Here is a 26,039-nt window from a genome sequence, read left to right on the forward strand (position 1 = left end):
TCACCTATTTTTTGAATCTAGTTATTAGGGTGTGCTTTACAGACTGTCTTTTTTATCAGATTTGGCAGTCTCACAGCCACTTAAGCTGTCTATGAGCGAAGCACACAATTCTGGATGTCCTGCGCAGCAGTCTTGCAACAAAAACTGCACGACCGCCTCCATATGCGACAACGAGGCGCGATAGATTATCTGCCGACTTTGGCGTTTTGACACCACCCACCCTGCTCGTGCCAGCACGGCTAAATGCGCGGACATGGTGTTATGCGGCACAGATAGCTGACGGGCTATTTCACCTGCAGGCAGGCCGTCAGGCTCTTGACTGACCAGTAGTTTAAAGGCTTTTAGACGCGTGTCTTGAGAGAGCGCAGCGAAGCTTGTAATAGCATTAGTTATTTCCATATGTCCAATAATACAGACATATAAAAATAATGCAATACTTATGAATTCATTATCTTATAAGAAGACTGTTTTTTACTCAAAAACCATCAAGACAGTAAAACCGCTATAAAAACTGCAATTGTGTCTTGCAAGATAGGTAAAATCAGCATAGGCTAATCTATTTCGTTTTTATTGTTATCTATACTTTTTATCGACAATTTTTAGGGGTCATTATGCTATCACATTGGGTACGTGCCATCTTGCAAGCCACCGTCTATGACGTTGCTATTCAAACGCCACTAGAAGCAGCTCCCAAGCTGACCCAACGTTTTGCTAATGACATTCGTTTTAAACGCGAAGACCTGCAACCGGTCAAATCCTTTAAATTGCGCGGCGCTTACAATCGCATTAGCCAGCTATCTGATGAGCAAAAAGCACGCGGCGTCATTTGTGCCTCAGCAGGCAACCATGCGCAAGGTGTTGCTTACTCTGCGAGAACACTTAATCTTAACAACATCATCGTCATGCCCACCACTACGCCAGACATTAAAGTCGATGCGGTGAGAGCACTTGGGGGCAATGTCGACTTGCATGGCGACAGCTTCGATGAGGCCAACCGCTACGCGATCAATCGCGCCGAGACTGAAGGCCTGACCTTTATCCCGCCTTATAATGATGAGCTGGTGATCGCGGGACAAGGCACCATCGGGCTTGAGCTCACCCAGCAGTGGCGCAACATGGATTATGTGTTTGTCGCCGTTGGCGGTGGCGGACTCATCTCAGGAGTCGCCGCGTTTTTGGGAGAGGTCGCACCGCACGTTAAAGTCATCGCTGTAGAAGCGGAACAATCGGCATCACTCAAAGCTGCTTTAGAAGCCAATGAGCGTGTTAAGCTTGAGCAAGTCGGTCTGTTTGTCGATGGCGTAGCGGTGGCGCAAATCGGTGAGCTGCCCTTTGATGTGGTACGCACACAAAAAAGCGATGGCTCCGGGCCTATCGTCGAGCCAGAAGTCGTGACTTGTACTAACGATGAAGTCTGCGCAGCGGTCAAAGATATCTTTGAAGAAAACCGTAGTATCGTTGAGCCCGCGGGTGCCCTGTCGGTCGCTGGTATGAAAAAATACATCAAAGCGCATGATTTACAAGGCAAAAACTGCGTCGGCATCATCTGCGGTGCCAACATGAACTTTGACCGCCTGCGTTATATCGCTGAGCGCACCGAAATCGGCGAGAAAAAAGAAGCCATCTTTGGTGTGACCATTCCTGAGCAAACGGGCGCTTTCTTAAACTTCTGCCGTAGCCTACATGGACGTAACATTACCGAGTTTAACTACCGCGCCGATAGTCAAAAATCGCCAGACTCGATGGAGCCTGCTTCAATCTTCGTCGGTATCGCGCTAAAAGAAGGCGAAAAAGAGCGACACACCATCAGCAAACAGCTGGCAGATGATGGCTATACCGCTCACGATTTGACCGACGATGACATCGCTAAATCGCACATCCGCCACCTCATCGGTGGCCATGCCCATGTCGAAAACGAACAACTACTAAAAGTGGTCTTTCCAGAGCGTCCTGGCGCATTGCTGACTTTCTTAGAAAAGCTTGGCGATGATTTTAATATCACTTTGTTCCATTATCGCAATCATGGCGCGGCTGAGGGGCGTGTGTTGGTCGGCCTACAAGCCTCGATGAGTAACTCGCGTCAACTGCAAGACGCCCTGCTAGATATCGGCTACGAGTGCACTATGATTAATGATAATATCGCCTATCAGTTGTTTTTAAAATAAGCAAGATGTGTCAATCACCATTGCCCACCTAGCTTAGTTTACACAGCTTAGACGATCGATAGTTTTTGGCACAGTATAACTCTCAACGGCTTGTCTTTATTAAGGCAAGCCGTTTTTTATCCTGTACTGTGCTATGATCTGCTGATGGTATCCTTTATTAGCGTGACCAATTAGGGCGTTATCAATAGCACCCTCAGGCTAAGTTGCTCTTTTAATTTATAAAAAAAGCACCATTTATGATCATAGTTTATTGATATCTATGAGGTTTTGATGAGTAAACACAATAAAAACCATAATCAACCAAGTCATAGCCAGTCAGGTATAGCACGCATGCGTATCGATAAATGGCTGTGGGCAGCACGGTTTTATCGGACACGCACGCTCGCCAAAGAAGCGATTGAGAGCGGGCGTGTGCATTATGCTGGCAGCCGCGTAAAGACCAGTAAAGAGATTGCCGTTGGTGACGAGTTGCAGATTCGTCAAGGCTCCGCCACTGCCATGACCGAAAAAACCGTCATCGTCGAGGCGCTAAGTGCCCAGCGCGGCAACGCCTCGACAGCACAGATGCTATATTCAGAGACCGAGGAGAGCGAAAAACGCCGAGCATACTATGCCGAGCAGCGTAAGCTTGCCAACCTTGCCCGTCCTGATAATAAACCCAACAAAAAAGAGCGTCGTGACTTGCAGCGCTTCAAAAACAAACAACACTCATGATCGAAACCCGAAACATCAAGGACTACCTACTTTAGGTATTCTTGGTAAATGTACTGTGAATATCACAGATGTCACCGTGCTCTTCGCCCTTGCCATTTCATGTATTAACCGTTAGGCTAGGGACTATTTTAATCACTGACATGCTAATAAGCCGCATCCCCTATGCTGGTCTTAATGGCATGTTTTTTTTGTTATAAAAGGTCATAGTATGCTGATAAAAGCCTGTACCCCATCCTCTGTGTTATTGGTTTGCTTGGGAAATATCTGTCGATCGCCCACGGCCGAAGAGATTTTTCGGCAGCAAGCAGCGATTGCCGGCCTGTCCCTAAAGGTAGATTCAGCAGGCACGGGCGACTGGCATATCGGTCATGCGCCAGATGAACGCTCGCAGCGCCATGCCAAATCTCACGGCTATAACATCAGCAAACTGGTGGCTCGCCAAGTCAGCGCTGACGACTTTCGTCGGTTTGACTTGATACTGGCCATGGATAGCCAAAACCTGGCGGATTTGCAAGCCATCAAAGATAGCCTGACAGACCCTGTAGACACTCTAGCCAAGCTGGCTTTGTTTAGTGAAGAAGACCCCACTTACGGCGGCGATGATGTGCCAGATCCTTATCATGGCGATGCTGAGGACTTTGAGGAAGTCATAAAACGCATTGAATCAAGTGCACAAGCTTGGATTGAAAGCTGGAAAACATGCTAGCGATAAGATCCATATTTTTGCTACTTTTATGAATGGTATCCTTTATAATAACTCCCGTATTATTTGTTCTTTATCTGCCATATAGGCTACGTTATGACCTTAGTTTCACGTCTTGAGCGAAATGCTCACTTAGCGACTCAGACTCACTCGCCAGCAGACGCCCTACTGCGTCATGCCGTCGATTTGTCCCATCATAACACCATGGCCTTAGCCTGTAGCGCTGACACAGTCATCACCTTGCATGACGAAGCGCAGATTGACGCATTGATGGTAGATAAAACGGCGGCCATTAAAGAGCGCCCCCTCTTAATCCTCTCAGGGGGCAGTAACGTGTTACTGCCTGCCACGCTAGATGCCGTTGTCTTGCAGCCCATGATGCGCGGTATCAACGTGGTCGCGCAAACAGACAGTTATATCGATATCGAGGTCATGGCAGGCGAGAACTGGCATGACCTCGTGACTTATACCGTTCATCAAGGCTGGTACGGTCTTGAAAACCTAGCCTTGATTCCTGGTCTAACAGGGGCGGCTCCTGTACAAAACATCGGTGCCTACGGCGTACAGCTCGAAGACCATTTACTATATGTCCGCGCCTATCATTTGCCTACTCAAACATGGCAGCAGCTATCAGCGGCACAGTGTCAATTTGGCTATCGCGATAGTATCTTTAAGCGCACGCCCAATACTTGGCTCATCAGCCGGGTGGCCTTTCGCTTGCATCTTCATGAAGCCCAAGTAAAGGCCAGCTATGGCGATGTACAGACAGTAGCGCAGCGTTATGCCGATGCGCAAGGGTATCAGCACCTCACCCCAGCGCATGTGATGCAAGCGATCATAGATATTCGCCAGCAAAAACTGCCCAACCCAAAACAGCTACCCAACTGTGGCAGTTTTTTTCAAAACCCTATTATTCCTCAAGCGCAGTTTACAGCGCTGCAAACCACCTATCCTGACATTGTCGGCTACCCCATGCCAGATGCGATGATAAAAGTTGCGGCTGGCTGGTTAATCGAGCAAGCAGGACTTAAAGGCGGCGGCATTGCACCCATCATGACACATCAGCAGCAAGCCCTTGTGTTGACCAACCACCAGCCTTATCAGGCGACGCAAAATGATGTGGCCACCGCGCAGCACCATATTGCCCAAGTGGTATACGAAAAATTTGCCATACGTTTATCACGTGAGCCAGTATGGATAAACGCCGATGGCTCGATTGGGTACGATGAGTATGCGGCCTAAACCATCATGGTCGATACGCTTATGGCGGCATTATCTGCGCATGGCTGAGCGTTTGCTAAAGCTGCTTCGTATTATTAATATCACTTTTTTATTAGGCACCACATCCATCATTTTGCTACTGATTAGCTTATTTACCCCTTTATTTTCTCAAGCCGTTGTCTATATCCTCTCCTTATTACCGCTACCAAACATGCCATCAGCTGCCATGAGCTCACCGCCGACCGCTTATGTGGTGTTGGGAGGCGGCTTGACCAATGATCATAACAATCAAATCATTCTCAACAGCTACAGTCTCAATCGCGCCCGCACGGCTGCAACGGCCTATCATGACTTACCCTTACCTATTGTGTTAAGCGGAGCAGAAGCGCCTTGGCTTGGTCAATGGCTCATCGAGCATGGTATTGACGGCCTGATCAGTGAAAATGCCAGCATGAACACCTGCGAAAACGCGCGCTTTACCGCCAAGCGTATCCCGCTGCATCACGTGTATCTGATTACCGATAGCTATCATATGGCGCGTGCGCGCAGGCAGTTTGCCCTAAATGGTATCAACAGTACCCCACTGATAGCCCCTTTGCCAGTAAGACGCGACTGGCACAAACCTGCGCAGAATTTAACGCACTCACGGCGTGCAGTGTATGAAGTAGCCGCCTACTTGCGCGATGTGATAAGGCCTCAGATGGATTGTCGCCACGCCAATGATGTAAGCGAGCAGCAACTACTGACGCCTAGAGGCAATGTGGCCAAGACAACGCCCAAAGCAGAACAAACCATAGAAAACCAAACTATAGAAGAAGAATAGCATTCATATGGTCGCGGCCATGCCATTTACAGTATAAAAACGATACCACTTTTCATTGGATGACTTGATAGCGATGTATCCAAGCTCTAAGCAACCAATCTCCGAGTATTTGATTTATTTGGATTCGACCATACTTGCTTATTAGTTGGCAGCTGTCCAGCCATTAGTAGGGTCAATGAGTGTATAATAAGAGCAGAAACTGCTAGAAAAGAGATCTACCATGCTCAGTATATTTTTATTAATTCCATTAAGTCTGATGCTGTTTGTGGTTGCCATTTGGGCGGTGCGTTATGCGGTCAAATCCAATCAATTTGAGGATTTAGACAATGCCTCTCAGCGCATCATTTTAGATGATCGGCAAGAGCGCCGCCAAACCATGCAGACTCATGAGCGCGCCACTACCCATCAGCAGACTGATGATTCAGATAGCGTATCGGTGCAACCACAAGAGCGCGATAAACTTTGAACAATTAAGGCGTTAGTCATACATGGCTGGTAGTTCTTTGATATGGTGTTATTTGACGATCAGCCGTGTCATATCATTAGACCAACTTTTTACTATTTTTAGGAGTTACCCTATGACCACAGCGTTACTTGTTGCGGCATTACTAATGGGATTTTTTGGCTCACCGCATTGCTTGGGTATGTGCGGCGGACTGGTGACTGCTTTTGGACTGTCGATGAAAGATATTAGCCCAGCCAAGCGCCGCGCTCTTGTCTTTACTTATCATTTTGGCCGTCTTAGTAGTTATGCACTGTTAGGTCTGCTGGCAGGATTTATCGGTACGACGGTGTTAGAGCCACTTATGAAAGGCAATAGCTTGCCACGTATTTTATTGGGCGCAGTATTGGTCTTTGTTGGTGTGACCATGCTTGGCGCGCCTTTTTTAAATAAGCTTGAGCGCTTTGGTATGCGCTTTTGGCAATATCTCAGCCCGCTACGCCAAAAGGTCTTTCCCCTAAATACCTTTCCACGTGCATTGACAGCTGGTCTACTTTGGGGCTTTTTGCCTTGCGGTTTGGTATATGGCGCCCTACTCATCGCGGTGGTCGCTCACAATCCTTTGGGCGGTGCAGCGTTGATGTTTGTCTTTGGTCTTGGCACGGTGCCGATGCTGGTCGCCACCCATGAGACAGTTGGCTGGTTACGTGAAAAAATTGGCCGCTTTCATCTAAGACAGCTCAATGGCGCAATCATGGTGCTGTCTGGCTTGGCTGTCGTTGCTATCCCTATGGTCATGGCAAATATGCACGGTGGACACGGCGGTGGCCATGGGCAAATGGATCATGGTAGTCACTCGGCGATGATGTCTGATGTAGACAGCCCAGCCCATCATGATATGAGCCAAATGGATCATGACATGACGCCAGCGATGGATAGCACAGTCGAACATAGTATGCATGATATGAGTAATGATGCCATGAGTCATCATGAGCCGTCTTCGTAGACATCATACATATAAAAGTATCAACAGCTAAGGCTGGTCTTGATTTCGACATTATCGTATTTTACTAAGACACTTTAGCTAAAAGCCCTTAACCTCACCACTGAGATTAAGGGCTTTTTGTATGAATGCGTATCCTCAACTTAATTGCTAGGGCGTGCCCTCAATTCAATCGATAGCCATCTAAATGAGTTGGAAATAAGGACATGCCCGAGCCTAGACGACAAATATCGCCCTACTCCTGCCACTGCTCTAACGCAAATGTTGTATCCAGATGCTTTTCTAATGCTGGGATATTGAACGCATCATCTTCGCTGACAAAGCTAATACTAATGCCTGTCTGCCCAGCACGGCCAGTACGGCCAATACGGTGTACATAATCATCTGGTTGATCAGGCAAGGTGTAATTGACCACATGGCTGATATCATCGACATGAATCCCGCGACCTGCGACGTCTGTGGCGACCAAAATAGCAGCATGACCGTCTTTAAAACGCTGCAAATACTTCTCGCGTTTTTGCTGAATCACATCGCCCGATAGCATGACGACTTTATGAGATTGGCGCAGCTTATGATACAGACGTTTGACTTGGTCTTTGCGATTGGCAAATACGATAACTTTTTCGACATCGCTATCACTAATAATGCGCTGCAAGGCCGTCAGCTTTTGATCTTCTGTCAATAGATAAAAGTGCTGATCGACCAGCTCACTGGTTTTGTGCTCAGGCTCGATCTCAACAAACTGCGGCTCATGCAGCCAACGATACGCCAAGTTCATCACATCTTGGTTGAAGGTCGCGGAAAAAAGAAGACTCTGACGATCAGTATTGGCAGGCATGCGCCCGACCAACCGCTTGATGTCGGGGATAAATCCCATATCCAGCATACGGTCTGCTTCATCGAGCACCAATACCTCAACGCGATCCAAAAACACCATGCCTTTATTGGCAAGATCAATCAGACGCCCTGGCGTCGCTACCAAAATATCCACGTACTGACGCTCAAGCTCATGCTGCTGGGTTTCGTAATTGGTGCCGCCCATGATACAGACGCTATGCAGTGAAGTATATTTGGTCAAGGCAATACAGTCATCAAATATCTGCTGAGCAAGCTCGCGCGTCGGTGCCATCACTACCGCACGTGGCTCTCCCAAATAACGCTCTTCGTCACTAGTAAAAGGCCGCTTTAACAGCGCCTCCATAATGATCAATAAAAACGTGGCTGTCTTCCCTGTCCCTGTTTGGGCTTGGCCGATCGCGTCTTGATTGGCCAAAGTATGCGGCAATATCTTTGCTTGAATGGGTGTCAGCTCGGTAAAACCCAAATCACTGACGGCACGTAGGGTCGGATTTGATAACGGTAAATCCGTAAATTTCTTAAAATTACTCAAAAAAAATATCCTTTTAGATAAATAACTTATTATAAATAATCAGAGGCTAATCGCTGATAAATGACTCACTCGCTATCTTCATAAGACCGTATATTTAACAGCCCATACACAGCGCATCGCTTAAGCACAAAAAAAGCCAAGCCCGATATCGTATCTTACCTAATATGCCGATTTTTTAGCATAGGTAAGACCAGACGGGCTTGACTCAGTAGTATATCAGTAGTTTGTACAGACATTATAGCGAAACCGCCGTAATGACTGGATAGATTACTCTTCCATTTTTCTGACTTCTTCAGCCTGAAGGCCTTTTTCACCTTCTACCACACTGAACTCAACCTTTTCGCCATCTTTTAAAGAACGATAGCCATCACCTTGAATCGCACGGAAATGGACAAAAATATCTTCTCCGCTGTCACGTTGAATGAAACCAAAGCCTTTTGAGTCATTAAACCACTTAACGATACCTTGCTCACGAGCTGACATAATATTACTTCCTAAAAAAGTCCGCTTAGCCCCAACTTCCTTTGCAACATTGCATATAAACGGGGTCTAAGATTGTGAAATCAAAAACTTAAGAGTACTGTTCTAACCACTATCTTTAAGCTCAGCCTTTGAGTAGGCTTGTCCCATCGATAGTAACAAACGGTAATAGCAACAAACTTGCAAGAATTGTTGCATAAAAAATATCATAGCACGGGTTTTTAGCAACATAAAGACTTTTAACTTGCTTTTTGCTAATAAGAGAGATTTTTGCTGTAATTTTTTTATCGTCCGCGACCTAAGCTGGTATGATTAACCGATTTAATAACCAAAGAGACCACTATGTCCACCACCTCTTCTGTAGCCGCTACTCACTCTTTTGAGGCCAATCGCCCAAGCGCGCTTTCTTATAAATTATTGCTGGTCAACGGCGTCAATCTAAACTTACTCGGCAAACGTGAGCCTGAAATATACGGGTACACCACACTGGCAGAGATTGAAGAACGTTTGATCGCTCGCGCCGCCGAGCATGGCGTTGAACTGATATGCATCCAATCCAACCACGAAGGCCAACTCGTGGACGATATCCAGCACTACGGACTGCTTGCCGATCCAGCGGCGCAAGTTGATGCGATCATCATCAATCCTGCCGCCTTCACCCATACCTCCGTTGCCCTACGTGATGCACTATTGGCCACTCAAAAGCCTTTTATCGAGGTACATTTATCCAATATTCATGCGCGTGAGCCTTTTCGCCAGCATTCTTACTTAAGCGATATCGCGGCGGGTGTAATCTGCGGTTTGGGACAACAAGGGTATCAGATGGCCCTTGACTACTGGTTGACCCATACCTATTTGGTCAGCCAATGACTAAAGGATGCCTGCGTTTTACGCGCTCGCTAAAAAAGTCGTTATACAAGGTTACTTTTGGCACACTAGTCAAACAGCAATCACTTGATTAAAATAATAAAATAACAGATGAGCACACAACCCACTACAAGGTGATATGAATGGCAAAAACCTCCGGAAAACGCTTTATGAAACTTGCTGGCATGACAGCAAGCATCGCCGGTAAAGCCGCTAAAAACTCATTTAAACACCTATCAAGCGATGAAGAAAAGCGCCTGCAAGCCCGCTCAGAGCTGATGCAAGATGTGGGTATCCAAATCGCTGAGACCTTGGGTGAGATGAAAGGTGCGGTGATGAAAGTGGGACAAATCGCCTCGCAATATAAAGACGTGTTTCCACCTGAGGTAGCAGCGGCGCTAGAAAAACTCCAAAAAGACGCGCCACCGATGCCATATACTCAGATACGCGCCCAGATTGAGCGCGAGCTAAAAACACCAGTAGCAGAATTATTTAGTGAATTCGAAGAGACGCCGTTTGCTGCCGCCTCCATCGGGCAAGTACACAAAGCGGTGTTGCCATCGGGGCAAAGAGTCGTCGTCAAGGTTCAATACCCCAATGTCGATGAAAACTGCGACAGTGACCTCAAACAAGTGCGTATGGCGCTTAAAATCGCCGGCGTACTCAATATGAGCAAACAATTGCAAGAGCAGCTGTTTCATGAAATACGCCAAAGCCTGCACGATGAGCTAGACTATATTAAAGAAGCGCACAATCTGCGCGTGTTTGGGGCGTTTCATGCAGAGGGTACGGGTATTATTATTCCCAAGGTCATCAGCAGCCACTCGACCAAGCGAATCTTGACCCTGACAGAAGAGATGGGCGAGACGCTCAGTGTCGCGGCAACATGGGATAATGATATCAAGCAAAAAATCGCCAAGCGTTTGTTTCATTTTACTGCAGGCCAGCTGTTTGAATTATACCGTATGCACTGCGACCCACACCCTGGCAACTTTGCCTTTCGGGAAGATGGCAGCGTCATCGCCTATGATTTTGGCGGCATTCGTAGCTATAGTGACAGCGAGGTGCAGCTGTTTAAGCGCTTTGCCCAGCATGCCATCAAAGGTGATGTTACAGCCCTTGAGCAAGACTTAATCGCCCTAGATATCCGCCGCGATGATGACAAACACATCCCGGGTGAGTTTTATGAAACGTGGCTGTCTATCGGGCTAAAACCTTTATCCATTTCACCTTATCATAAAGGCGCTTTTGATTTTGGCAACAGTCAAGTACATCATGAAGTCATCACTCAAATGCGCACTTCCTTAAAGTATTTTGGCCAATTTCAGCCGTCTGCGATGACCATGATGCTGGACCGAACGGTATCTGGCCAATATTGGAACTTGGTCAACCTAGGCGTGATTATCGACTTATCACCGCTCGTCAATGACTATATAAAGCTTTGATTTATATAGCTTTGACTTCCTCCCCGCCCTAAATGTGCAGCGCATGCCCGCAGCGATCACAAAAGTCGGCACCGACTGCATGTCCAAACTTACCACAGTTTGGACAGGTCACAGGGTTGAGCTGCGGGCGCATATTACGCGCCAGCTCCGAGGTAAAAATCCCTGTCGGCACAGCAATAATAGAGTAACCTGTAATCATGACCATGGTCGCAATGGCTTGACCCAGCGGCGTTTTGGGCGACATATCACCATAGCCGACCGTGGTCATGGTGACAACCGCCCAATAGATGGACAGCGGAATACTGGTAAAACCATTCTCCGGCCCCTCGACCACATATATGATCGAGCCGAAAATCGTCACCAACAGCACCAAAGATAAGAAAAACACAGTGATTTTTTGTTGACTGGTGCGCAGCGCTGAGGCCAAAAATCCCGCTTGCTGCATATAAGCCTTGAGCTTGAGGACACGAAACACACGTAAGATACGCAACACACGTATCACCAGCAGATACTGGACGCCGACAAACATCAAGCTTAGATAGCTTGGCAACACCGACAATAAATCGACAATACCAAAAAAACTAAAAGCATAGCGCAAACGATTGGGCGCTGAAAACAATCTCAGCGCATACTCAATGGTGAACAAAATGGTAAAAAACCACTCTGCGTACAAAAACAATATGCCATACTGCAAGCGCATATAGAGCACACTGTCGAGCATGACCACCGCCACACTCGCCAAAATCGCAATCAACAATACAATATCAAACAGCTTACCCAAACGGGTATCAGTCCCTTCGATAATAATATGAATGCGGTTACGCAAATGGGTGATAGCTTCAGCGGTTGGTTGCTTCATAGAGTCAGTAACATCATAGAGTCAGTAGCGCTATCAACCCAAAGGCGACAGGCTGCCAATGAATTAAAATGCGCAGGATAAGGGCAAGTTGGTCAAAAGACACAAAACTGGTTTATAATATTGCTCACTTATAGCAATCAATACAATCTATAAGTTGCCACAGTGTAACAAAAAAGCACTATCAACGACATACAAATCGTTCATGTGCCAGTAGTTCTACTACCTTGAATAGACAGACCAATCATATAATAAAAACAGATGATGTAGTAATAAATGGTTGTTATTCACCGTTTTTTCGCTCAACCAATAACACGCAAAACTTAAGGATGTCATATGGCAGGCCATTCAAAATGGGCAAACATCAAACACCGTAAAGCTCGTCAGGATGCGGTAAGAGGCAAGGTATTCACCAAAGTGATTCGTGAGATCGTCTCAGCCGCCAAACAAGGTGACCCTGATCCTGATAAAAACCCTCGCTTACGTGCCGCTATCGAAAAGGGTCTATCGGTGAACATGACCCGCGATACCATCAATCGCGCTGTCGATCGCGGCACAGGCGGCGGCGATAACGAAAACATGGAAGAAGTCAGCTACGAAGGCTATGGCGTCGGCGGCGTGGCGGTATTGGTCGAGACCATGACCGACAACCTCAATCGAACCGTCAGCGAAGTCCGTCATGCTTTTACCAAATACGATGGCAATCTTGGTACCTCAGGCTCAGTGGCTTATCTGTTTACCAAGCGCGGCGAGATTACCTTTAATGATACAAGCTTAGAGGACGAGGTCATGATGGCGGCGCTGGATGCTGGTGCCTTAGATATCGAAAATGATGGCGAGAGCTTGATGGTCATTACCGAGTGGGAAAGCTTTGGTCAAGTCAAAGACGCGCTCAATGCCGCAGGTTTGGTCTCTGACAATGCAGAAGTGACCATGTCACCCTCTACCACCGCTGAGATAGATAACGTCGAAGATGCCGAAAAGGTCATGAAAATGATCGACATGCTCGAAGACATCGACGACGTCCAAGAAGTCTATAGTAATGTGAGCTTCTCCGCTGACGTCATGGCACAGCTCGAGCAATAGCTTTCACTATACAAAATAGCCTTCACTATACAAATACTAAAAAAGAGGCCAAACGTATTTAGCGTTTGGCCTCTTTTTATATGGCTTACCTTTTATAATTTATCCTTTCTAGCGCCAGTAAATGCGCTTTTTTGTCCAGACCACCAGTATAACCGCCAATTTTACCATCGCTTGCAATCACACGATGACACGGCACGATAATACTAAAAGGGTTTTTGCCATTGGCATTGGCAACCGCGCGAAAGCCTTTTGGGCTGCCCACTCGCTTTGCGAGCTCAGCATAGCTGATGGCCTCACCATAATCGATGCCTTGCAAAGCCTGCCACACCCGCTGCTGAAACTCGGTGCCCAAACTCATGTCTAGCGGCAAATCAAAGGTTTGCCGCGCGCCGCTAAAATACGCGGTTAGCTGCGTGATGGTGTCAATAAGTAGCGCTTGAGCTGGCTTATTTTTGCTTAGGCTATTTTTTGCGATAAAGCTAAAGTCTTTATCACAAAGACCATGATGTTTTTTTAGCTTAGCAATGGACTTTGAAGAGTGCCAACTGTCCCCAGCTTGTAGCCAGTTGACCTCCACCAACCTAGGCCTATCCTGCGCGTGCCCATTCGCAATCAATGCGACTCGGTGCGATGCAAATACCGCTTCAGTGACTATCATGATGCCTCCTTGCTCCTACTGATACGCTCACTCGTTTTGGGTCATCACTATTTTGCTTGTTCACCCAAATCATGCTAGCAGTGCTACACTTTGTCATCGGTTTCAAACAAAGCGGCGACAAACTGCTTAGGACTAAAGGCACGCAAGTCATCAATCGATTCTCCCACGCCGATATAGCGAATCGGCACGTCCGTCGTTTCAGCGATATTAAAGACCACTCCTCCTTTGGCCGTACCGTCTAGTTTGGTGACGGTGATCCCAGTCAATGGCACAACTTTATTAAACAGCTCGACTTGATTGATAGCGTTTTGTCCGGTGCCTGCATCAAGGACGATCATGCCTTCGTGCGGCGCGCTTGGATCGGCTTTTCGCATGACACGCACCACCTTTTCAAGCTCCGCCATCAAATGAGTCTTGTTTTGCAAGCGCCCAGCCGTATCAGCGATTAACACATCGATGTTTTTGGCTTTAGCCGATTGCATGGCATCAAAAATCACCGACGCACTGTCAGAGCCATGACCCTGTGCCACGACTGGTATGTCGTTTCGCTCACCCCAGATTTGCAGCTGCTCGGTGGCTGCCGCGCGGAAGGTATCACCTGCCGCTAGCATGACAGACTTGCCCTCGCCTTGTAGACGCTTGGCAAGCTTACCAATGGTGGTGGTTTTTCCGACACCGTTGACGCCGACCACCAAAATAACAAAGGGCTTTTTGCTGGTATCAATGAGCAGCGGTGCAACCTTTGGCGTTAAGATATCAACCAGCTCATTTTGTAGCGCTTTATAAAGGGAATGGGCATAAATCAAGTCACCACGGTCGGTCTGCTCGGTGAGACTTTTGATGATACGATTGGTGGCATTGACCCCGATATCGGCGACCAGTAGTTGATCTTCGACCTCTTCTAACAGCTCGTCATCGATCTCCTTGCCGCCGATCAGAATGTTGACCATGCCTTCGGCTAGGTTTTTACGTGACTTACTTAGCCCCGTTTTCATACGGTTAAACCAGCTGCCCTTTTTCTTGTCTTCTACCTTTTTGTTTTCTACCGCCTCTGCTGCTTCAGATGTAGGCTGACTGGCTGCTGACGTACGAGTAGCACTAACGCTTTGGCTATCGCCTAGTTTTTCTTGCAATGGCATGGCCGGGATAGTGGAAGCGGTACTGGGCTCAGGCTGCGGTGGTTCTGTTACTGCATGACCACTGGTGTCATTATCACTCTCTTTAGCATCATCGACCGCATGCTCACCCGTTTCAGTGTGCGTCGTCGGCGTATGACTGATGTCACCTTGCTCATCAAGCGTCACGATGGGCGCGCCTAAAGCGACATTATCTGCACTATCTGCCGAAGAGCCATTGGTAACCGCAGTTGTGTCCTTCTGCGCGGTGTGAGGATCCTCTTGATGTTCAGGCTCATCGATAATGGGCACCGATTGCGCTGGCAGACTGGGTAAGGTAATATCATCGTCGTCTAAATCGTCTAGATCGCCATCTAGATTGATGACCACACGACTGCTATTATTTGGGTTATTCATAAGCTTGCCCTAAAAGTTGTTGCTATCAATAATTTGATTATTTTAAATGGTTTGGTATGTAATCCGTTTTTGCTATCGACAAATCCCAGCGTGTCGGATTATTTTGGTCTAGTTTAGCATAATTCCAAGTGCGCTCTGCCCCACCATGTTGGACAATCGATAAATGCCTTGGGTATGAGGATTCAGGCGTGATGCCAAGTAAGTTTGGCTTAAGGTTTGGACACAAAAATCCGACCTTGTATTTCCCAAACTTCGCCTACTCTACAGAGTCTTATTTAAAGACTGCCTTATCCAAACACAGTCATCCTTCATCATTATTTTTGGAAACAGTTATGTCACTACATTCTTATCATAAACGCCTGAGCAAAAAAATCACTAGCATCGGTTCGGCATTATTATTGACGAGCATCGCCTTCTCGATGACTGGGTGTAGTACGACTCAAGAAATCAAGCCGACTGCTAGCGTCATGGTTGGGGCGCACAAGTCTATCTAACTGCACGCTTTTTCGCCATCAATCATACGTCTGATTTATTGTTTTTTGCCTGTTTATTTGCTGCCATTTTATATAAGTAGAAGCTACCATGTCACTGCCCTTTTTATCGTCTGTACCCTCTGCGCCTTTATCTGCTCTATCATTACGCATCGCGTGTGCGCTGGCGTTGGCAACGACCCTAAGTGCTTGCCAAACCAGTGCTATTAGCCCACCTTCATCAGCGGCGACACCGTTTAGCGAAGCGCAAAGCCAAGCAGGCCAAAAGGCCGATAACGGCGCCCAACACGCTAATCGCTCTCAGAGTGCATCGGCCTTGAGTATGGACATGTCAGGCCGCCATGAGTACCAGTTAAAAAACGGTTTAAAAGTGGTGATTAGAGAAGACCACCGCGCTCCTGTCGTGATGACGCAGGTTTGGTATCGCGTTGGCTCGGCAGACGAGCCGGTCGATAAAGGGGGTATCTCGCACCTGCTTGAGCATATGATGTTTAAAGGCACAAGCGATGTATCAAGCGATGACTTTGAGCGCTTGATTGCCAAGTTTGGCGGGGTCAATAATGCTTTTACCAGCTACGACTACACCGGTTATTACGAGCTATTCCCAGCCAACCGTTTTCCGCTAGCGCTTGAGCTAGAAGCTGACCGTATGAAAAACCTTGTATTCAATGCAGATGAGTTTGCCAAAGAGCATCAGGTAGTGATGGAGGAGCGCCGTCAGCGTACTGATGACAACCCGCTTGCCAAAGCTTATGAATCATTTCGTAAGCTTGCGCTGCCTGATAGTCCAAAGGGCGAGTCGGTCATCGGCCCCATGGATGAGCTGGCGTCTATCACGCTGCCTGATTTAAAAGACTGGTACAAAACATGGTATGCACCAAACAACGCCACGTTAGTCATCGTCGGCGATGTACAGCCACAAGACGTATTGACGCAGGTGCAGCGCTACTTTGGACAGCTAGCGCCAAGTCATCTACCCAAACGTCCAGCCGTCAGACAACCAGGCTTTCGCGGCTACCAAAAAGTTGACTCTGAACAAGCCGTACAAGTACCCGTTTTGCTGATGGGTTATAACGTCCCAAGCCTTGTGACTGTAGATAAAAACGATGAAAAACAAGCCTATGCGCTCTCGCTTGCTCAGGACGTCCTAGATGGCGGCCTCTCTGCCCGTCTAGAGAGCCGCTTGATACGTGAGCAGGGTCTACTGACCACAGTCGGCACGTCCTATGATCTGTTAGATCGCGGTGACGGGTTGTTTTTGATTCAAGCAACACCGCGCGAAGGCGTCAGTCTGGCTCAAGCACAGCAAGCCATTATCGATGAGATAGAAAAACTAAAAACCGACCCCATCGCCGCCGATGAAATCAATCGTGCTAAGACCAACACCGTCACCGGCCTTATCTACGCGCAAGATAGCATGGAGGGTCAAGCACGTATGATTGGCTCACTACAATCTATCGGGCTCGACGATCGGCTGCTGGCCGAGCTACCAAGCAAGCTTGAGAACATCACAATACAAGACATTCAGGCGGCGAGCAAAAAGTATCTGGTAAAAAACAACTTAACTGCGATGCATATCATACCGCCCAAAGAGACTGAGCGAAAAGAGTCCGTTCAAAGAAAGCTTGGACAACAAGACTCTACAGATAAATAAGCATCAATCAGTCGCCTACCAAGTACATGATGAATAAGAAGAAAACCATGAACCACACTAGTGATTTATTGCAAGTAATCAAAAAACCCTTCAGCTATAAACTGTCACAACTTAGCAGCGGGGTATTATTGAGCCTGACCACACTGGTCATGCCAGCACAAGCAGACTCTACAGTCACAGAAGAAAACCGCAGCACTGCAATCGTCGATACCAGCGCGCCCATTGCCGCCTTATCCAAGCTCAGCAGTTTAGATAATGCTGCGCCTTTGACCGTCACTGTCCCAGCGATTGAGCAATTTACGACCAGCGCTGGCGTGCCAGTGCGCTTTGCCCAAACAACCGCGCTGCCCATCGTCGATATCGATCTACGCTTTAACGCCGGTAGCGCCCGTGATAGTAGCATACGCAAAAAAGGTTTTGGCATTGCCAATATGACCGCCACCATGCTGACTCAAGGCGCCAAGCACTTGGATGAAACGGCGTTTACACGAGCCGTTGAGACCTTAGGCATCAATCTGAGTAGCCGCGCCTACAAGGATATGTTTATTGTCTCGCTACGCAGCTTATCGGATGATGCGCACTTATTGCCAGCTGCCGACTTGATGACACAGATGCTCACCGAGCCTGCCTTCAATGATGAAGTACTGGCACGAAACAAAGCACGCTTGCTGGTCGGCTTACAGCAGCAAAAACAAGACCCCGGTAGTCTGGCGAGCATTGCGTTTAGTCAAGCATTATACGGCGATCATCCTTATGCGCACCCTTCAGTTGGCACCCTTGAGACCGTACCAAACATAGACAAGCAGCAGCTTATCGATTTTAAAAACCGCTATCTGGTCGCGGCCAATGCCTCTCTTGCTATCACGGGCAACCTAACCTTGGCGCAAGCAAAAAAACTGGCTGAGGACATTACCACCACGCTGCCCTCCGGTCAGCCTGCGCCTGAGCTTACCGAACCCAAGCCCCTCACTCAAGCCAAGCATATTCATATCCCCTTTCCCAGTACACAAACCACGGTGCTAATGGGGCAACTGGGTAGCAAACGCGCGACCAACCCAAAAGAGCAGCAGCAGCAAACCAACTTTGCCATCGGTAATGACGTATTGGCAGGCGGTGATTTTAACGCTCGCCTGATGACTGAAATCAGACAAAACCTTGGCTACACTTATGGTATCTCAGGCGCTATGAATCCGATGCTAACACGCGGGCCGTATCAGATTGGGTTTTCGACCCGCAATGACAAAGCGCGTGCAGCCATTGATGCAAGCCTAGCGGTTATTCAAGAGACTTTGGATAATGGTCTTACCCATGATGAGATACGTCTGACCAAAGACAGCCTAAAAAACAGCTTTCCGATGGGCTTTGCCAGCAATGCAGGCATCAATGGTTTACTGGGTATGATGAACTTTTATCAACTACCAAACAGCTACCTAGACGATTATGTTAATCGTATCGATCAAGTACAGCTCGCTGGCGTCAATCAAACCCTACGCGATACATTGCAGCCTGATGATTTTTTGATTGTCACTGTCGGGCAGGTAGATCCTTGGCAAGACAAGCAGGCTAAAAAATAGCGCCAAATACCTCTCGGTGATAAAACAAACCGCCGTAAAAAATGGACGATGCCATGTGGTATCGTCCATTTTTTATTTCATTTTTTATGACTTAGATTCTATGATTGAGCGCTATTAATGTACATCAGAGACAGTAACGGCAACATCATAAACCAGATTTTCAGGTTTATACGTCGCGCCATTGTAGCTTAAGCGAATCACATGCTTATCATAAGAGCCGACCTGATAATCACCGTTGGCAAAATTATGCAGCGTTGGGACGATAAGCAAAGCTTCTAGCTGACGATTGTCTGTTTGCACAGCAATCACTTGCCCCTCTCTTGCATACAAAAAATAGTCGCAGTAATCATCGACCATGACTTCAGCGGTACGCTCGACTACCGGACTGCCTACCTTTTCTTGGATAAGCTTTGGGCAGACATCAGAGCGACCAGAGGCCAATCTAGCATAAGAGTTTCTGATATTGTTTTTGACCTCTCGAGCATTCTGCTCAGCTTTGGTTTCCTTATCATTTATGACTACTTTTTCTGTACCTGCCGAACCATTTTCAGAAAAACTCTCTGAACTACAAGCATTGACGACCAAAAGCAATAAAAAACTGACACCAAAAAATGTCAAATATATATTATTTGACTGCCAAAATCTTGTCTTTGATTTATCAATCTTGGTAATTGCCGCCTTGGTTACATACCGCTTTTTCATAAATCCTGCTTGTAATAAACGCCCAATGTTACCTTATTTACCCAACAATACTTACCCAGCCATCTGGCATGATTGTTCGATAAAGCATGCGCCACTTATCATTATTGTATCAGCACTATTATAACGGCTTTGGCCGAATTTTATTAGGCTCTGTACCCACTTAGGTAAAACTGTCGTTTTTTTGAGCTAATAGCGACATGATGAGCTACTGCTGGCATGATTAAAGCCCCATTTTCGGTAGCCATCGGTATCTAAGTGAATCGCCCCTGTGGCATACAACCCCAACCCAAAGTTGTGTGCTTCTCCTTGATAGTGCCAAAACTGACACAAGCCATCTTGCATGGTGCTCAGTCGCCACAGATCGTCTTGGTATTCTGGCACCCAAATATCTATGGCGCTTGCATTCATGTGTTTACTACTCGCAGCACCGCCGGCACACTCATTGAGCCCGGGGCTGCGATATACCGACCGTATTTCACTGGTGGCAGGCAATACACCTTGATGCTTGAGCTCGCTATACAATCGCAACGTCGGTACGATATTTGCCCACAGCTCTTGCGGTGGCAACTGGTAGGGCTCATAGCCACACTTGCTCCAGCTGCGTGCTGTGGTTAGTAGCTGCGACAAAGGCGGTACGTTTTGAGCGCCAACGCGGGCGCTGAGATAACGCTGATAATCAGCCACTTGACGGGCGCGGTAGCTGTTGCTATTGAGCCATGCATGAAAATCCATACTAGAAAAATCACGATAGGTATTATCATAAGTATTGCGCGCGGTGTTATAGCGATTGTCGGGGGACGTATAGCTAGGTGGACGCTGCTTGATATTGACACGCTTGTTTTCTTGTATGGACAAGCTCGACTCAAAATCACGCTGTTTTTGAGCAATCAAGCTTTGCATACTGTCGCCCGATACGGCATTCGCGCCGCTGAGCATGGTCACGCCCGGACTATGATTAGAGTCACTGTTATTAACATAAGCATTTGCCGTACTGTTGCCATGTCTGACTTGAATACGGCGCTCACTATCGTTACTTATAATAACGGCATGAGTGGTGATACTGCTAGCACCTAGCATGAGAGCCAGCATAGGCTGATAAATTTGCCTATAGAGAGGTTTTTTTGTATGAGTCATCGCAAGAAACTGCCGCTAAAAACGTTTTATCGATACTATCAAATTTTCAGCAAGCAGGCTAAACTATCGCTTCTAAATAGAGGTCAAAAATTTACAAATAACACTTATGCTGAATAGTTTTATAATTACGTGACTTTATTGCTTATGTGTTACCTTATATACGGTAGGCTATCGATACTAAGACAACATCGTTAGGTTTGATGTCTTATTTTTGGCTCCCCCATTTTTTATACCAATTGTCAGCCCCACTTGCCTATGTCTTCTAACCCGCAATACCGTTTTTCACGTCAAAGCCATCATTTAGGCCAAGGTCATGCACCGACGCTGTGGCAACGTATTCATATCGACCCCTGGCTGACCCTCTTGTTATTGACGGTCTGCTGTATTGGCTTGACGATTTTGTACAGCGCCGCCGGTCAGGACGTGGACATGGTCATCCGTCAAGTGGTCAGTTATGGTGTGGCGTTTGCTGTGATGTTTACCATGGCGCAGATTCCCCCTAGCGTTTATCGAACCTTTACGCCCATCTTTTATGTCTTAGGGCTTATCTTGTTGGTGTTGGTTGATATCATTGGTGAAGTTCGGATGGGTGCTCAGCGCTGGATTAACCTTCCAGGGTTCGGTAGCGTGCAGCCCTCAGAGTTTATGAAGCTTGGGATGCCGATGATGTGTGCTTGGTTTTTGTCCAAGCGCGACCTACCGCCCTCTTTTGCAAGCATTATCGTTACCTTAGCCTTGATTATGGTTCCGGTGTTGTTGATCGCCAAAGAGCCAGACTTAGGTACATCGTTGTTGGTCGCGGCCAGTGGGATTTTTGTATTGTTTTTAGCTGGTCTGTCTTGGCGGCTGATTTCCGCGGCTGCCATTCTTGCCGTACCTTTCGTGGCCATTGCATGGAATTTTTTGTTGCACGACTATCAGCGAACGCGTGTCATGACGCTGCTAAACCCAGAGGCAGATGTCCAAGGCGCTGGTTGGAACATCATACAGTCCAAAACCGCTATCGGTTCAGGCGGACTCACTGGTAAAGGCTACCTAGAAGGCACGCAGTCACATCTGCATTTTTTACCAGAAGGTCATACAGACTTTATCATTGCTGCATTCTCAGAAGAGTTTGGCTTGCTTGGTGTATTATTGCTAATGTTTATTTACTGCTGCCTGCTGGCACGGGCGTTATATATTGCCTTCACGCATCCTGATATCTATAGCAGGCTGCTGGCTGGCGCCATCGCCATGTCATTTTTTGTATATATATTCGTCAACGTTGGCATGGTTGGCGGCTTATTACCCGTGGTTGGGGTGCCGTTGCCATTCATCAGTTATGGCGGTACAGCCATTGTCACCTTGATGGCAGGCTTTGGCCTACTGATGTCTATTCATACGCACAGACCAAGCTAAGACTACGTTCACCTATCGCATAATCCAACATTTCTCCTCAAGTATCCTCTAGTACCAACCCATAGTTGGTTGGTACGGATAGATATTAATCCTTGTTTTTTACAAATAATTGCGTTACCCTCTTTTTATTGCCCTATGATACATAACCCGTACATAGGTGCTAAAAAACTTTGCATTCAATTATATTTTGGTTGTAGCTCAGCCGTATAGTTAGCGACTTGTAGATTGCAGGCTTGCAAAGACACTACTTAATTAACGGTTTAATAACAAAGTTACACTTAACACTTCTCAAACCCTTGATTAAGTTAGCAATGTGCCTTATATATTTGGCACTGTCTTTTCTCCTAAGATCGTTATCGTTTAAATCAAGTATGTATCGTTAACCATCCTTTGAGCGTTTCATAAGTAGCTAGGTTTGAAAACCACTTATGATAATGACATAAAATTAACGTATATCAATACCTAGAAAGCCTTTGGTTGTCATCAATATATATCGTGATGAGAAGGCTTTGGAGCGCTCGATACCGCTGGATTGGTCCAACGTTGTAGCGCTCCATCTAAACCTCACAAAGAATAGAGTTAGGTTTTGATATATAAGTTATCGAGGTATCTATGAATAAGCGTTTATCTGGTTTACTGACTGTGTCAGCTGTGTTGTTCGCTGGCTCTGCAGCGGCGACTCATGCAAACGCTGCTGAAGCAAAAACCAATCTTGCCATGATTTCGCAAGACAACGCCGCCCATATCGATCGCGTCTTAAGTGAGCTTAGCCGTCAGCATGACGGCGCATCAAGCTTGGTTAAGTCAGCACGCAAGCCAACATCGTTGGCACTGAGCAGCTCACTACTGGCCAGTGATACCACAGAAGTCAGCAACGACGAAGATGTATTAGAGCGTCTCACTGCCGTGGCTTCTAACTCTGTGAGCAAATTTAAACAAACAGGGCTTGCCTCTTGGTATGGTCGTAAGTTTCATGGCCGCAAAACAGCCAGCGGCGAAACTTTTGACATGAATGGTTTGACTGCTGCTCACCGTTCTCTACCTTTGAACTGCTATGTCAAAGTAACCAATAAAACCAATGGCAAAAGTGTCGTGGTTAAGGTGAACGACCGTGGCCCGTTCCATGGCAACCGAGTATTAGACTTATCTTATGGCGCTGCTAAGCGTTTAGGCATTACCAATAAAGGTGTCGGTAACGTATCAATCGAGCGCGTTGCAGGACCCTAATACTGGTTTGATATTTAGTACATAGCACTAAAAAAGCACCTAACTTGAATAAGTTAGGTGCTTTTTTTATCTTAAAGGTCATTTATAGCGTCTGCTCGAGAAAGACCCCACTCATAACTCAAAAGCACTTTCGATGGCATCATCTAGACGCTCCACTGCGATGACGTTAATTTCTTTAAACTGCGCCGCACCTTTTGCAGGCGCATTGGCCTTAGGAATAATGGCATGCTTAAAGCCATGCTTCATGGCTTCTTTGAGCCGTTCTTGGCCATTGGGTACGGGACGGATTTCACCTGAAAGACCCACCTCACCAAACACCGCTAGCGAAGACGGCAAAGCGCGCTCTTTGATACTTGACGCGCACGCAAGTAATACCGCCAGATCAGAGCCTGTTTCTATCACTTTGACCCCGCCGACGACGTTGACATAAACGTCTTGACCGCTGGTATGGATGCCACCATGACGATGCATCACTGCCAGCAGCATCGATAAACGCTGAAAATCTAACCCCAATGCCATGCGCCTAGGCGATCCTTGTGAATCGTCCACCAATGCCTGCACCTCGACCAATAGCGGTCTTGTGCCTTCGCGGCTGACCATCACCACTGAGCCTGCGACTGGCTTATCGTAACGGCTCAAAAAAATCGCTGAAGGATTCGCCACTTCTTTGAGGCCTAAATCCGTCATACCAAAGATACCCAGCTCATTGACTGCGCCAAAACGGTTTTTGACTGCGCGAATCATTCGAAAACGAGAGTCTGACTGCCCCTCAAAGTACAGTACCGTATCGACCATGTGCTCAAGTACGCGCGGGCCTGCAAGGGTACCCTCTTTGGTCACATGACCGACCAAAAATAATGCGGTACCTGTCTGTTTGGCATAACGAGTCAACATCGCAGCTGACTCTCGAATCTGACTGACACCGCCCGGCGCCGAGCTAATGGCATCGGTATAGATGGTCTGAATAGAGTCAATAATCGCAATCGCCGGCTGCTCTTGGGTCAATGCAGCACAGATGGTCTCCACATTGGTCTCCGCCAATACTCGCAATCTATCGGCTGGCAGCTCTAAGCGTTTGGCACGCATAGCGACCTGAGCCAATGATTCTTCGCCCGTCACGTACAGCGCACTACCCGCCAACGAGTCGGCGCGCGCCATATTGGTCGCTGTCTGCAAAAGAATGGTTGACTTGCCGATACCAGGATCACCACCGATCAGCACCACTGAGCCTGCGACCAAGCCGCCACCTAGTACGCGATCGAACTCGCTGATACCTGTCGGCAAGCGTGTATCCAATGTGACGCTCACCGCATTGAGTGGCATCACCGCACTATGCGTCCCTGAGTAATTGCCGGTCGCGGCAGTACTGGCCGTACGAGGAGTGCCACGGCTGGCCGTAGATTTTGCCGCGCTTTTGTTATGATGCGGCATGCTGACATTTGGGGCTTCGACCAGAGTATTCCATTCACTACAATCGCTACACTGCCCTGCCCATTTACCAAAGTGCGCACCGCAGCTTTGACAAACATAACTGCTCTTATTTTTTGCCATAATTTATGAGCCTATTTTAGGTGTTTGATTGATAATACCAATAACCTGAGTACCTCAGCCCCCATCATGGTAAAAAAGTATGAAAGATGGTTGGTTTATACTTGAAAGTCTTTACCCAAGTATACTGATTTCACCAACTCATTTTCTAGCACTTCACAAGAGGTACCTTCAGCGATAATGGCACCTTCGGAGACGATATAGGCTTTTTCGCAGATGGCCAGTGTGTCTCGCACATTATGGTCAGTAATCAGGACGCCGATACCGCGATTTTTTAGGGTCAAAATCACATCTTTGATATCGCCGACAGAGATAGGATCTACCCCAGCAAACGGCTCATCTAACAAAATAAACTTCGGGTCAGCCGCAAGAGCACGGGCAATCTCACAGCGGCGGCGCTCACCACCAGAGACGCTCATGCCCAAAGATTTGCGCACATGCTCTAAATGGAACTCTCCGATAAGTTTTTCAAGCTCTTGGCGCTGCTGAGCGGCACTTAGTTCTGTCCGCGTCTGTAAGATCGCCAAAATATTGTCTTCGATAGAGAGCTTACGAAATATAGAAGCCTCTTGCGGCAGATACCCAATACCTGCCCGCGCACGCTCATGCATGCCGTATTTGGACAGATCCGTCTTACCGAGTGTCACGCGGCCTTTGTCCATATTGACCAGCCCGACCACCATATAAAAACTGGTGGTTTTGCCAGCACCGTTCGGGCCTAGCAGTCCCACCACTTGTCCTTGTTCGACAGAAAACGAGACGTCCTTGACTACCCAGCGCTTTCCATAGCGCTTACCCAAGTTTTGCATAGACAGTCGGGTGCTTGAGACCGAGGCTTGCTGGGCGACTACAGGGTCAATACTTTGATTATCACTCATAACTTACTCATGTTTTGCAAAATTCAGGCACGACAACAAAAGCTGCCT

General features: G+C 47.3%; 25 protein-coding genes. 15 read left to right on the top strand and 10 right to left on the bottom strand.

Annotated features, from left to right (window positions below; all coding sequences use genetic code 11):
- Positions 1–36: 36 nt before the first annotated feature.
- Positions 37–399, bottom strand: coding sequence for a helix-turn-helix transcriptional regulator (locus BTV99_RS03255; protein WP_075100928.1), 363 nt, complete (start codon positions 397–399; stop codon positions 37–39).
- 212 nt (positions 400–611) lie between these two features.
- On the opposite strand from BTV99_RS03255, the gene ilvA reads away from it, so the two are divergent.
- The 7 genes from ilvA (at position 612) to BTV99_RS03290 (ending at position 7,074) form a co-directional block, all read left to right on the top strand.
- Positions 612–2,165 carry a threonine ammonia-lyase, biosynthetic gene (ilvA, locus tag BTV99_RS03260; RefSeq protein WP_075100929.1) on the top strand — a complete coding sequence of 518 codons (1,554 nt, stop codon included), beginning with the start codon at positions 612–614 and terminating at the stop codon, positions 2,163–2,165.
- 270 nt (positions 2,166–2,435) lie between these two features.
- Positions 2,436–2,879, top strand: coding sequence for an RNA-binding S4 domain-containing protein (locus tag BTV99_RS03265; protein ID WP_075100930.1), 444 nt, complete (start codon positions 2,436–2,438; stop codon positions 2,877–2,879).
- Positions 2,880–3,087: 208 nt separating this feature from the next.
- On the top strand, positions 3,088–3,585 hold the full coding sequence (locus tag BTV99_RS03270; RefSeq protein WP_075100931.1) for a low molecular weight protein-tyrosine-phosphatase: 498 nt from the start codon (positions 3,088–3,090) through the stop codon (positions 3,583–3,585).
- A 93-nt stretch (positions 3,586–3,678) separates the two neighbouring features.
- Positions 3,679–4,824, top strand: coding sequence for a UDP-N-acetylmuramate dehydrogenase (murB, locus tag BTV99_RS03275; protein WP_083608498.1), 1,146 nt, complete (start codon positions 3,679–3,681; stop codon positions 4,822–4,824).
- Positions 4,808–5,626, top strand: a complete 819-nt coding sequence (locus tag BTV99_RS03280) for a YdcF family protein (RefSeq protein ID WP_256713717.1) — start codon at positions 4,808–4,810, stop codon at positions 5,624–5,626. The genes murB and BTV99_RS03280 overlap by 17 nt, the downstream gene beginning before the upstream one ends.
- Before the next feature lie 220 nt (positions 5,627–5,846).
- On the top strand, positions 5,847–6,092 hold the full coding sequence (gene ccoS, locus BTV99_RS03285; RefSeq protein ID WP_075100933.1) for a cbb3-type cytochrome oxidase assembly protein CcoS: 246 nt from the start codon (positions 5,847–5,849) through the stop codon (positions 6,090–6,092).
- 112 nt (positions 6,093–6,204) lie between these two features.
- Entirely contained in the window at positions 6,205–7,074 is an 870-nt protein-coding gene (locus BTV99_RS03290; RefSeq protein WP_075100934.1) for a sulfite exporter TauE/SafE family protein, read from the top strand.
- 232 nt (positions 7,075–7,306) lie between these two features.
- Here the strand turns inward: BTV99_RS03290 and BTV99_RS03295 are convergent, their stop codons facing one another.
- Both BTV99_RS03295 and BTV99_RS03300 read right to left on the bottom strand, forming a co-directional pair.
- Positions 7,307–8,461: a DEAD/DEAH box helicase gene (locus BTV99_RS03295; RefSeq protein ID WP_075100935.1), complete on the bottom strand. Its 1,155-nt coding sequence runs from the start codon at positions 8,459–8,461 to the stop codon at positions 7,307–7,309.
- A gap of 267 nt (positions 8,462–8,728) precedes the next feature.
- Positions 8,729–8,944, bottom strand: a complete 216-nt coding sequence (locus BTV99_RS03300; RefSeq protein ID WP_075100936.1) for a cold-shock protein — start codon at positions 8,942–8,944, stop codon at positions 8,729–8,731.
- Between the two features lie 339 nt (positions 8,945–9,283).
- Here BTV99_RS03300 and aroQ point away from each other — a divergent pair, with 339 nt between their 5' ends.
- Both aroQ and BTV99_RS03310 read left to right on the top strand, forming a co-directional pair.
- Positions 9,284–9,811 carry a type II 3-dehydroquinate dehydratase gene (aroQ, locus tag BTV99_RS03305; RefSeq protein WP_075100937.1) on the top strand — a complete coding sequence of 176 codons (528 nt, stop codon included), beginning with the start codon at positions 9,284–9,286 and terminating at the stop codon, positions 9,809–9,811.
- Between the two features lie 140 nt (positions 9,812–9,951).
- Positions 9,952–11,253 carry an AarF/ABC1/UbiB kinase family protein gene (locus tag BTV99_RS03310; protein ID WP_075100938.1) on the top strand — a complete coding sequence of 434 codons (1,302 nt, stop codon included), beginning with the start codon at positions 9,952–9,954 and terminating at the stop codon, positions 11,251–11,253.
- 28 nt (positions 11,254–11,281) lie between these two features.
- Here the strand turns inward: BTV99_RS03310 and BTV99_RS03315 are convergent, their stop codons facing one another.
- Positions 11,282–12,112: an ion transporter gene (locus BTV99_RS03315; protein WP_075100939.1), complete on the bottom strand. Its 831-nt coding sequence runs from the start codon at positions 12,110–12,112 to the stop codon at positions 11,282–11,284.
- A gap of 333 nt (positions 12,113–12,445) precedes the next feature.
- Between BTV99_RS03315 and BTV99_RS03320 the strand changes: the two genes are divergently transcribed.
- Positions 12,446–13,195 carry a YebC/PmpR family DNA-binding transcriptional regulator gene (locus BTV99_RS03320; RefSeq protein WP_075100940.1) on the top strand — a complete coding sequence of 250 codons (750 nt, stop codon included), beginning with the start codon at positions 12,446–12,448 and terminating at the stop codon, positions 13,193–13,195.
- 85 nt (positions 13,196–13,280) lie between these two features.
- On the opposite strand, the gene BTV99_RS03325 is transcribed toward BTV99_RS03320, so the two are convergent.
- Positions 13,281–13,853: a methylated-DNA--[protein]-cysteine S-methyltransferase gene (locus BTV99_RS03325; protein WP_075100941.1), complete on the bottom strand. Its 573-nt coding sequence runs from the start codon at positions 13,851–13,853 to the stop codon at positions 13,281–13,283.
- An 83-nt stretch (positions 13,854–13,936) separates the two neighbouring features.
- The gene (ftsY, locus tag BTV99_RS03330) at positions 13,937–14,848 is read right to left on the bottom strand and encodes a signal recognition particle-docking protein FtsY (RefSeq protein WP_256713723.1); all 912 of its coding nucleotides are present in this window, start codon (positions 14,846–14,848) and stop codon (positions 13,937–13,939) included.
- A gap of 869 nt (positions 14,849–15,717) precedes the next feature.
- Here ftsY and BTV99_RS13410 point away from each other — a divergent pair.
- From BTV99_RS13410 to BTV99_RS03340, 3 genes are all read left to right on the top strand, one after another.
- On the top strand, positions 15,718–15,879 hold the full coding sequence (locus BTV99_RS13410) for a hypothetical protein (protein ID WP_172953096.1): 162 nt from the start codon (positions 15,718–15,720) through the stop codon (positions 15,877–15,879).
- An 88-nt stretch (positions 15,880–15,967) separates the two neighbouring features.
- On the top strand, positions 15,968–17,530 hold the full coding sequence (locus BTV99_RS03335) for a pitrilysin family protein (protein ID WP_075100943.1): 1,563 nt from the start codon (positions 15,968–15,970) through the stop codon (positions 17,528–17,530).
- Between the two features lie 47 nt (positions 17,531–17,577).
- Positions 17,578–19,104 carry a pitrilysin family protein gene (locus tag BTV99_RS03340; protein WP_075100944.1) on the top strand — a complete coding sequence of 509 codons (1,527 nt, stop codon included), beginning with the start codon at positions 17,578–17,580 and terminating at the stop codon, positions 19,102–19,104.
- 114 nt (positions 19,105–19,218) lie between these two features.
- On the opposite strand, the gene BTV99_RS03345 is transcribed toward BTV99_RS03340, so the two are convergent.
- Both BTV99_RS03345 and BTV99_RS03350 read right to left on the bottom strand, forming a co-directional pair.
- Positions 19,219–19,806 (bottom strand): hypothetical protein, encoded by a 588-nt coding sequence (locus BTV99_RS03345; RefSeq protein WP_075100945.1) that lies wholly within the window; start codon positions 19,804–19,806, stop codon positions 19,219–19,221.
- Between the two features lie 186 nt (positions 19,807–19,992).
- Positions 19,993–20,883, bottom strand: a complete 891-nt coding sequence (locus BTV99_RS03350) for a D-Ala-D-Ala carboxypeptidase family metallohydrolase (RefSeq protein ID WP_256713718.1) — start codon at positions 20,881–20,883, stop codon at positions 19,993–19,995.
- A 312-nt stretch (positions 20,884–21,195) separates the two neighbouring features.
- Between BTV99_RS03350 and rodA the strand changes: the two genes are divergently transcribed.
- Together rodA and BTV99_RS03360 are read left to right on the top strand one after the other, a co-directional pair.
- Positions 21,196–22,338, top strand: a complete 1,143-nt coding sequence (rodA, locus tag BTV99_RS03355; RefSeq protein WP_075100947.1) for a rod shape-determining protein RodA — start codon at positions 21,196–21,198, stop codon at positions 22,336–22,338.
- 612 nt (positions 22,339–22,950) lie between these two features.
- Positions 22,951–23,565, top strand: coding sequence for a septal ring lytic transglycosylase RlpA family protein (locus BTV99_RS03360; RefSeq protein WP_075100948.1), 615 nt, complete (start codon positions 22,951–22,953; stop codon positions 23,563–23,565).
- 111 nt (positions 23,566–23,676) lie between these two features.
- On the opposite strand, the gene radA is transcribed toward BTV99_RS03360, so the two are convergent.
- Positions 23,677–25,116, bottom strand: coding sequence for a DNA repair protein RadA (gene radA, locus BTV99_RS03365; RefSeq protein WP_075100949.1), 1,440 nt, complete (start codon positions 25,114–25,116; stop codon positions 23,677–23,679).
- A gap of 95 nt (positions 25,117–25,211) precedes the next feature.
- Positions 25,212–25,922 carry an LPS export ABC transporter ATP-binding protein gene (lptB, locus tag BTV99_RS03370; protein ID WP_256713724.1) on the bottom strand — a complete coding sequence of 237 codons (711 nt, stop codon included), beginning with the start codon at positions 25,920–25,922 and terminating at the stop codon, positions 25,212–25,214.
- Positions 25,923–26,039: the final 117 nt, after the last annotated feature.

The sequence above is a fragment of the Psychrobacter sp. Rd 27.2 genome, assembly GCF_001921755.1.
GTDB classification, from domain to species: domain Bacteria; phylum Pseudomonadota; class Gammaproteobacteria; order Pseudomonadales; family Moraxellaceae; genus Psychrobacter; species Psychrobacter celer.

What these genes read in the sequence shown, in the direction of transcription:
- BTV99_RS03255 (WP_075100928.1), bottom strand. Translation starts at nt 399, where the DNA reads ATGGAAATAACTAATGCTATTACAAGCTTCGCTGCGCTCTCTCAAGAC.
- ilvA (WP_075100929.1), top strand. Translation starts at nt 612, where the DNA reads ATGCTATCACATTGGGTACGTGCCATCTTGCAAGCCACCGTCTATGAC.
- BTV99_RS03265 (WP_075100930.1), top strand. Translation starts at nt 2,436, where the DNA reads ATGAGTAAACACAATAAAAACCATAATCAACCAAGTCATAGCCAGTCA.
- BTV99_RS03270 (WP_075100931.1), top strand. Translation starts at nt 3,088, where the DNA reads ATGCTGATAAAAGCCTGTACCCCATCCTCTGTGTTATTGGTTTGCTTG.
- murB (WP_083608498.1), top strand. Translation starts at nt 3,679, where the DNA reads ATGACCTTAGTTTCACGTCTTGAGCGAAATGCTCACTTAGCGACTCAG.
- BTV99_RS03280 (WP_256713717.1), top strand. Translation starts at nt 4,808, where the DNA reads ATGAGTATGCGGCCTAAACCATCATGGTCGATACGCTTATGGCGGCAT.
- ccoS (WP_075100933.1), top strand. Translation starts at nt 5,847, where the DNA reads ATGCTCAGTATATTTTTATTAATTCCATTAAGTCTGATGCTGTTTGTG.
- BTV99_RS03290 (WP_075100934.1), top strand. Translation starts at nt 6,205, where the DNA reads ATGACCACAGCGTTACTTGTTGCGGCATTACTAATGGGATTTTTTGGC.
- BTV99_RS03300 (WP_075100936.1), bottom strand. Translation starts at nt 8,944, where the DNA reads ATGTCAGCTCGTGAGCAAGGTATCGTTAAGTGGTTTAATGACTCAAAA.
- aroQ (WP_075100937.1), top strand. Translation starts at nt 9,284, where the DNA reads ATGTCCACCACCTCTTCTGTAGCCGCTACTCACTCTTTTGAGGCCAAT.
- BTV99_RS03310 (WP_075100938.1), top strand. Translation starts at nt 9,952, where the DNA reads ATGGCAAAAACCTCCGGAAAACGCTTTATGAAACTTGCTGGCATGACA.
- BTV99_RS03315 (WP_075100939.1), bottom strand. Translation starts at nt 12,112, where the DNA reads ATGAAGCAACCAACCGCTGAAGCTATCACCCATTTGCGTAACCGCATT.
- BTV99_RS03320 (WP_075100940.1), top strand. Translation starts at nt 12,446, where the DNA reads ATGGCAGGCCATTCAAAATGGGCAAACATCAAACACCGTAAAGCTCGT.
- BTV99_RS03325 (WP_075100941.1), bottom strand. Translation starts at nt 13,853, where the DNA reads ATGATAGTCACTGAAGCGGTATTTGCATCGCACCGAGTCGCATTGATT.
- ftsY (WP_256713723.1), bottom strand. Translation starts at nt 14,848, where the DNA reads ATGAAAACGGGGCTAAGTAAGTCACGTAAAAACCTAGCCGAAGGCATG.
- BTV99_RS13410 (WP_172953096.1), top strand. Translation starts at nt 15,718, where the DNA reads ATGTCACTACATTCTTATCATAAACGCCTGAGCAAAAAAATCACTAGC.
- BTV99_RS03335 (WP_075100943.1), top strand. Translation starts at nt 15,968, where the DNA reads ATGTCACTGCCCTTTTTATCGTCTGTACCCTCTGCGCCTTTATCTGCT.
- BTV99_RS03340 (WP_075100944.1), top strand. Translation starts at nt 17,578, where the DNA reads ATGAACCACACTAGTGATTTATTGCAAGTAATCAAAAAACCCTTCAGC.
- BTV99_RS03345 (WP_075100945.1), bottom strand. Translation starts at nt 19,806, where the DNA reads ATGAAAAAGCGGTATGTAACCAAGGCGGCAATTACCAAGATTGATAAA.
- BTV99_RS03350 (WP_256713718.1), bottom strand. Translation starts at nt 20,883, where the DNA reads ATGCTAGGTGCTAGCAGTATCACCACTCATGCCGTTATTATAAGTAAC.
- rodA (WP_075100947.1), top strand. Translation starts at nt 21,196, where the DNA reads ATGTCTTCTAACCCGCAATACCGTTTTTCACGTCAAAGCCATCATTTA.
- BTV99_RS03360 (WP_075100948.1), top strand. Translation starts at nt 22,951, where the DNA reads ATGAATAAGCGTTTATCTGGTTTACTGACTGTGTCAGCTGTGTTGTTC.
- radA (WP_075100949.1), bottom strand. Translation starts at nt 25,116, where the DNA reads ATGGCAAAAAATAAGAGCAGTTATGTTTGTCAAAGCTGCGGTGCGCAC.
- lptB (WP_256713724.1), bottom strand. Translation starts at nt 25,922, where the DNA reads ATGCAAAACTTGGGTAAGCGCTATGGAAAGCGCTGGGTAGTCAAGGAC.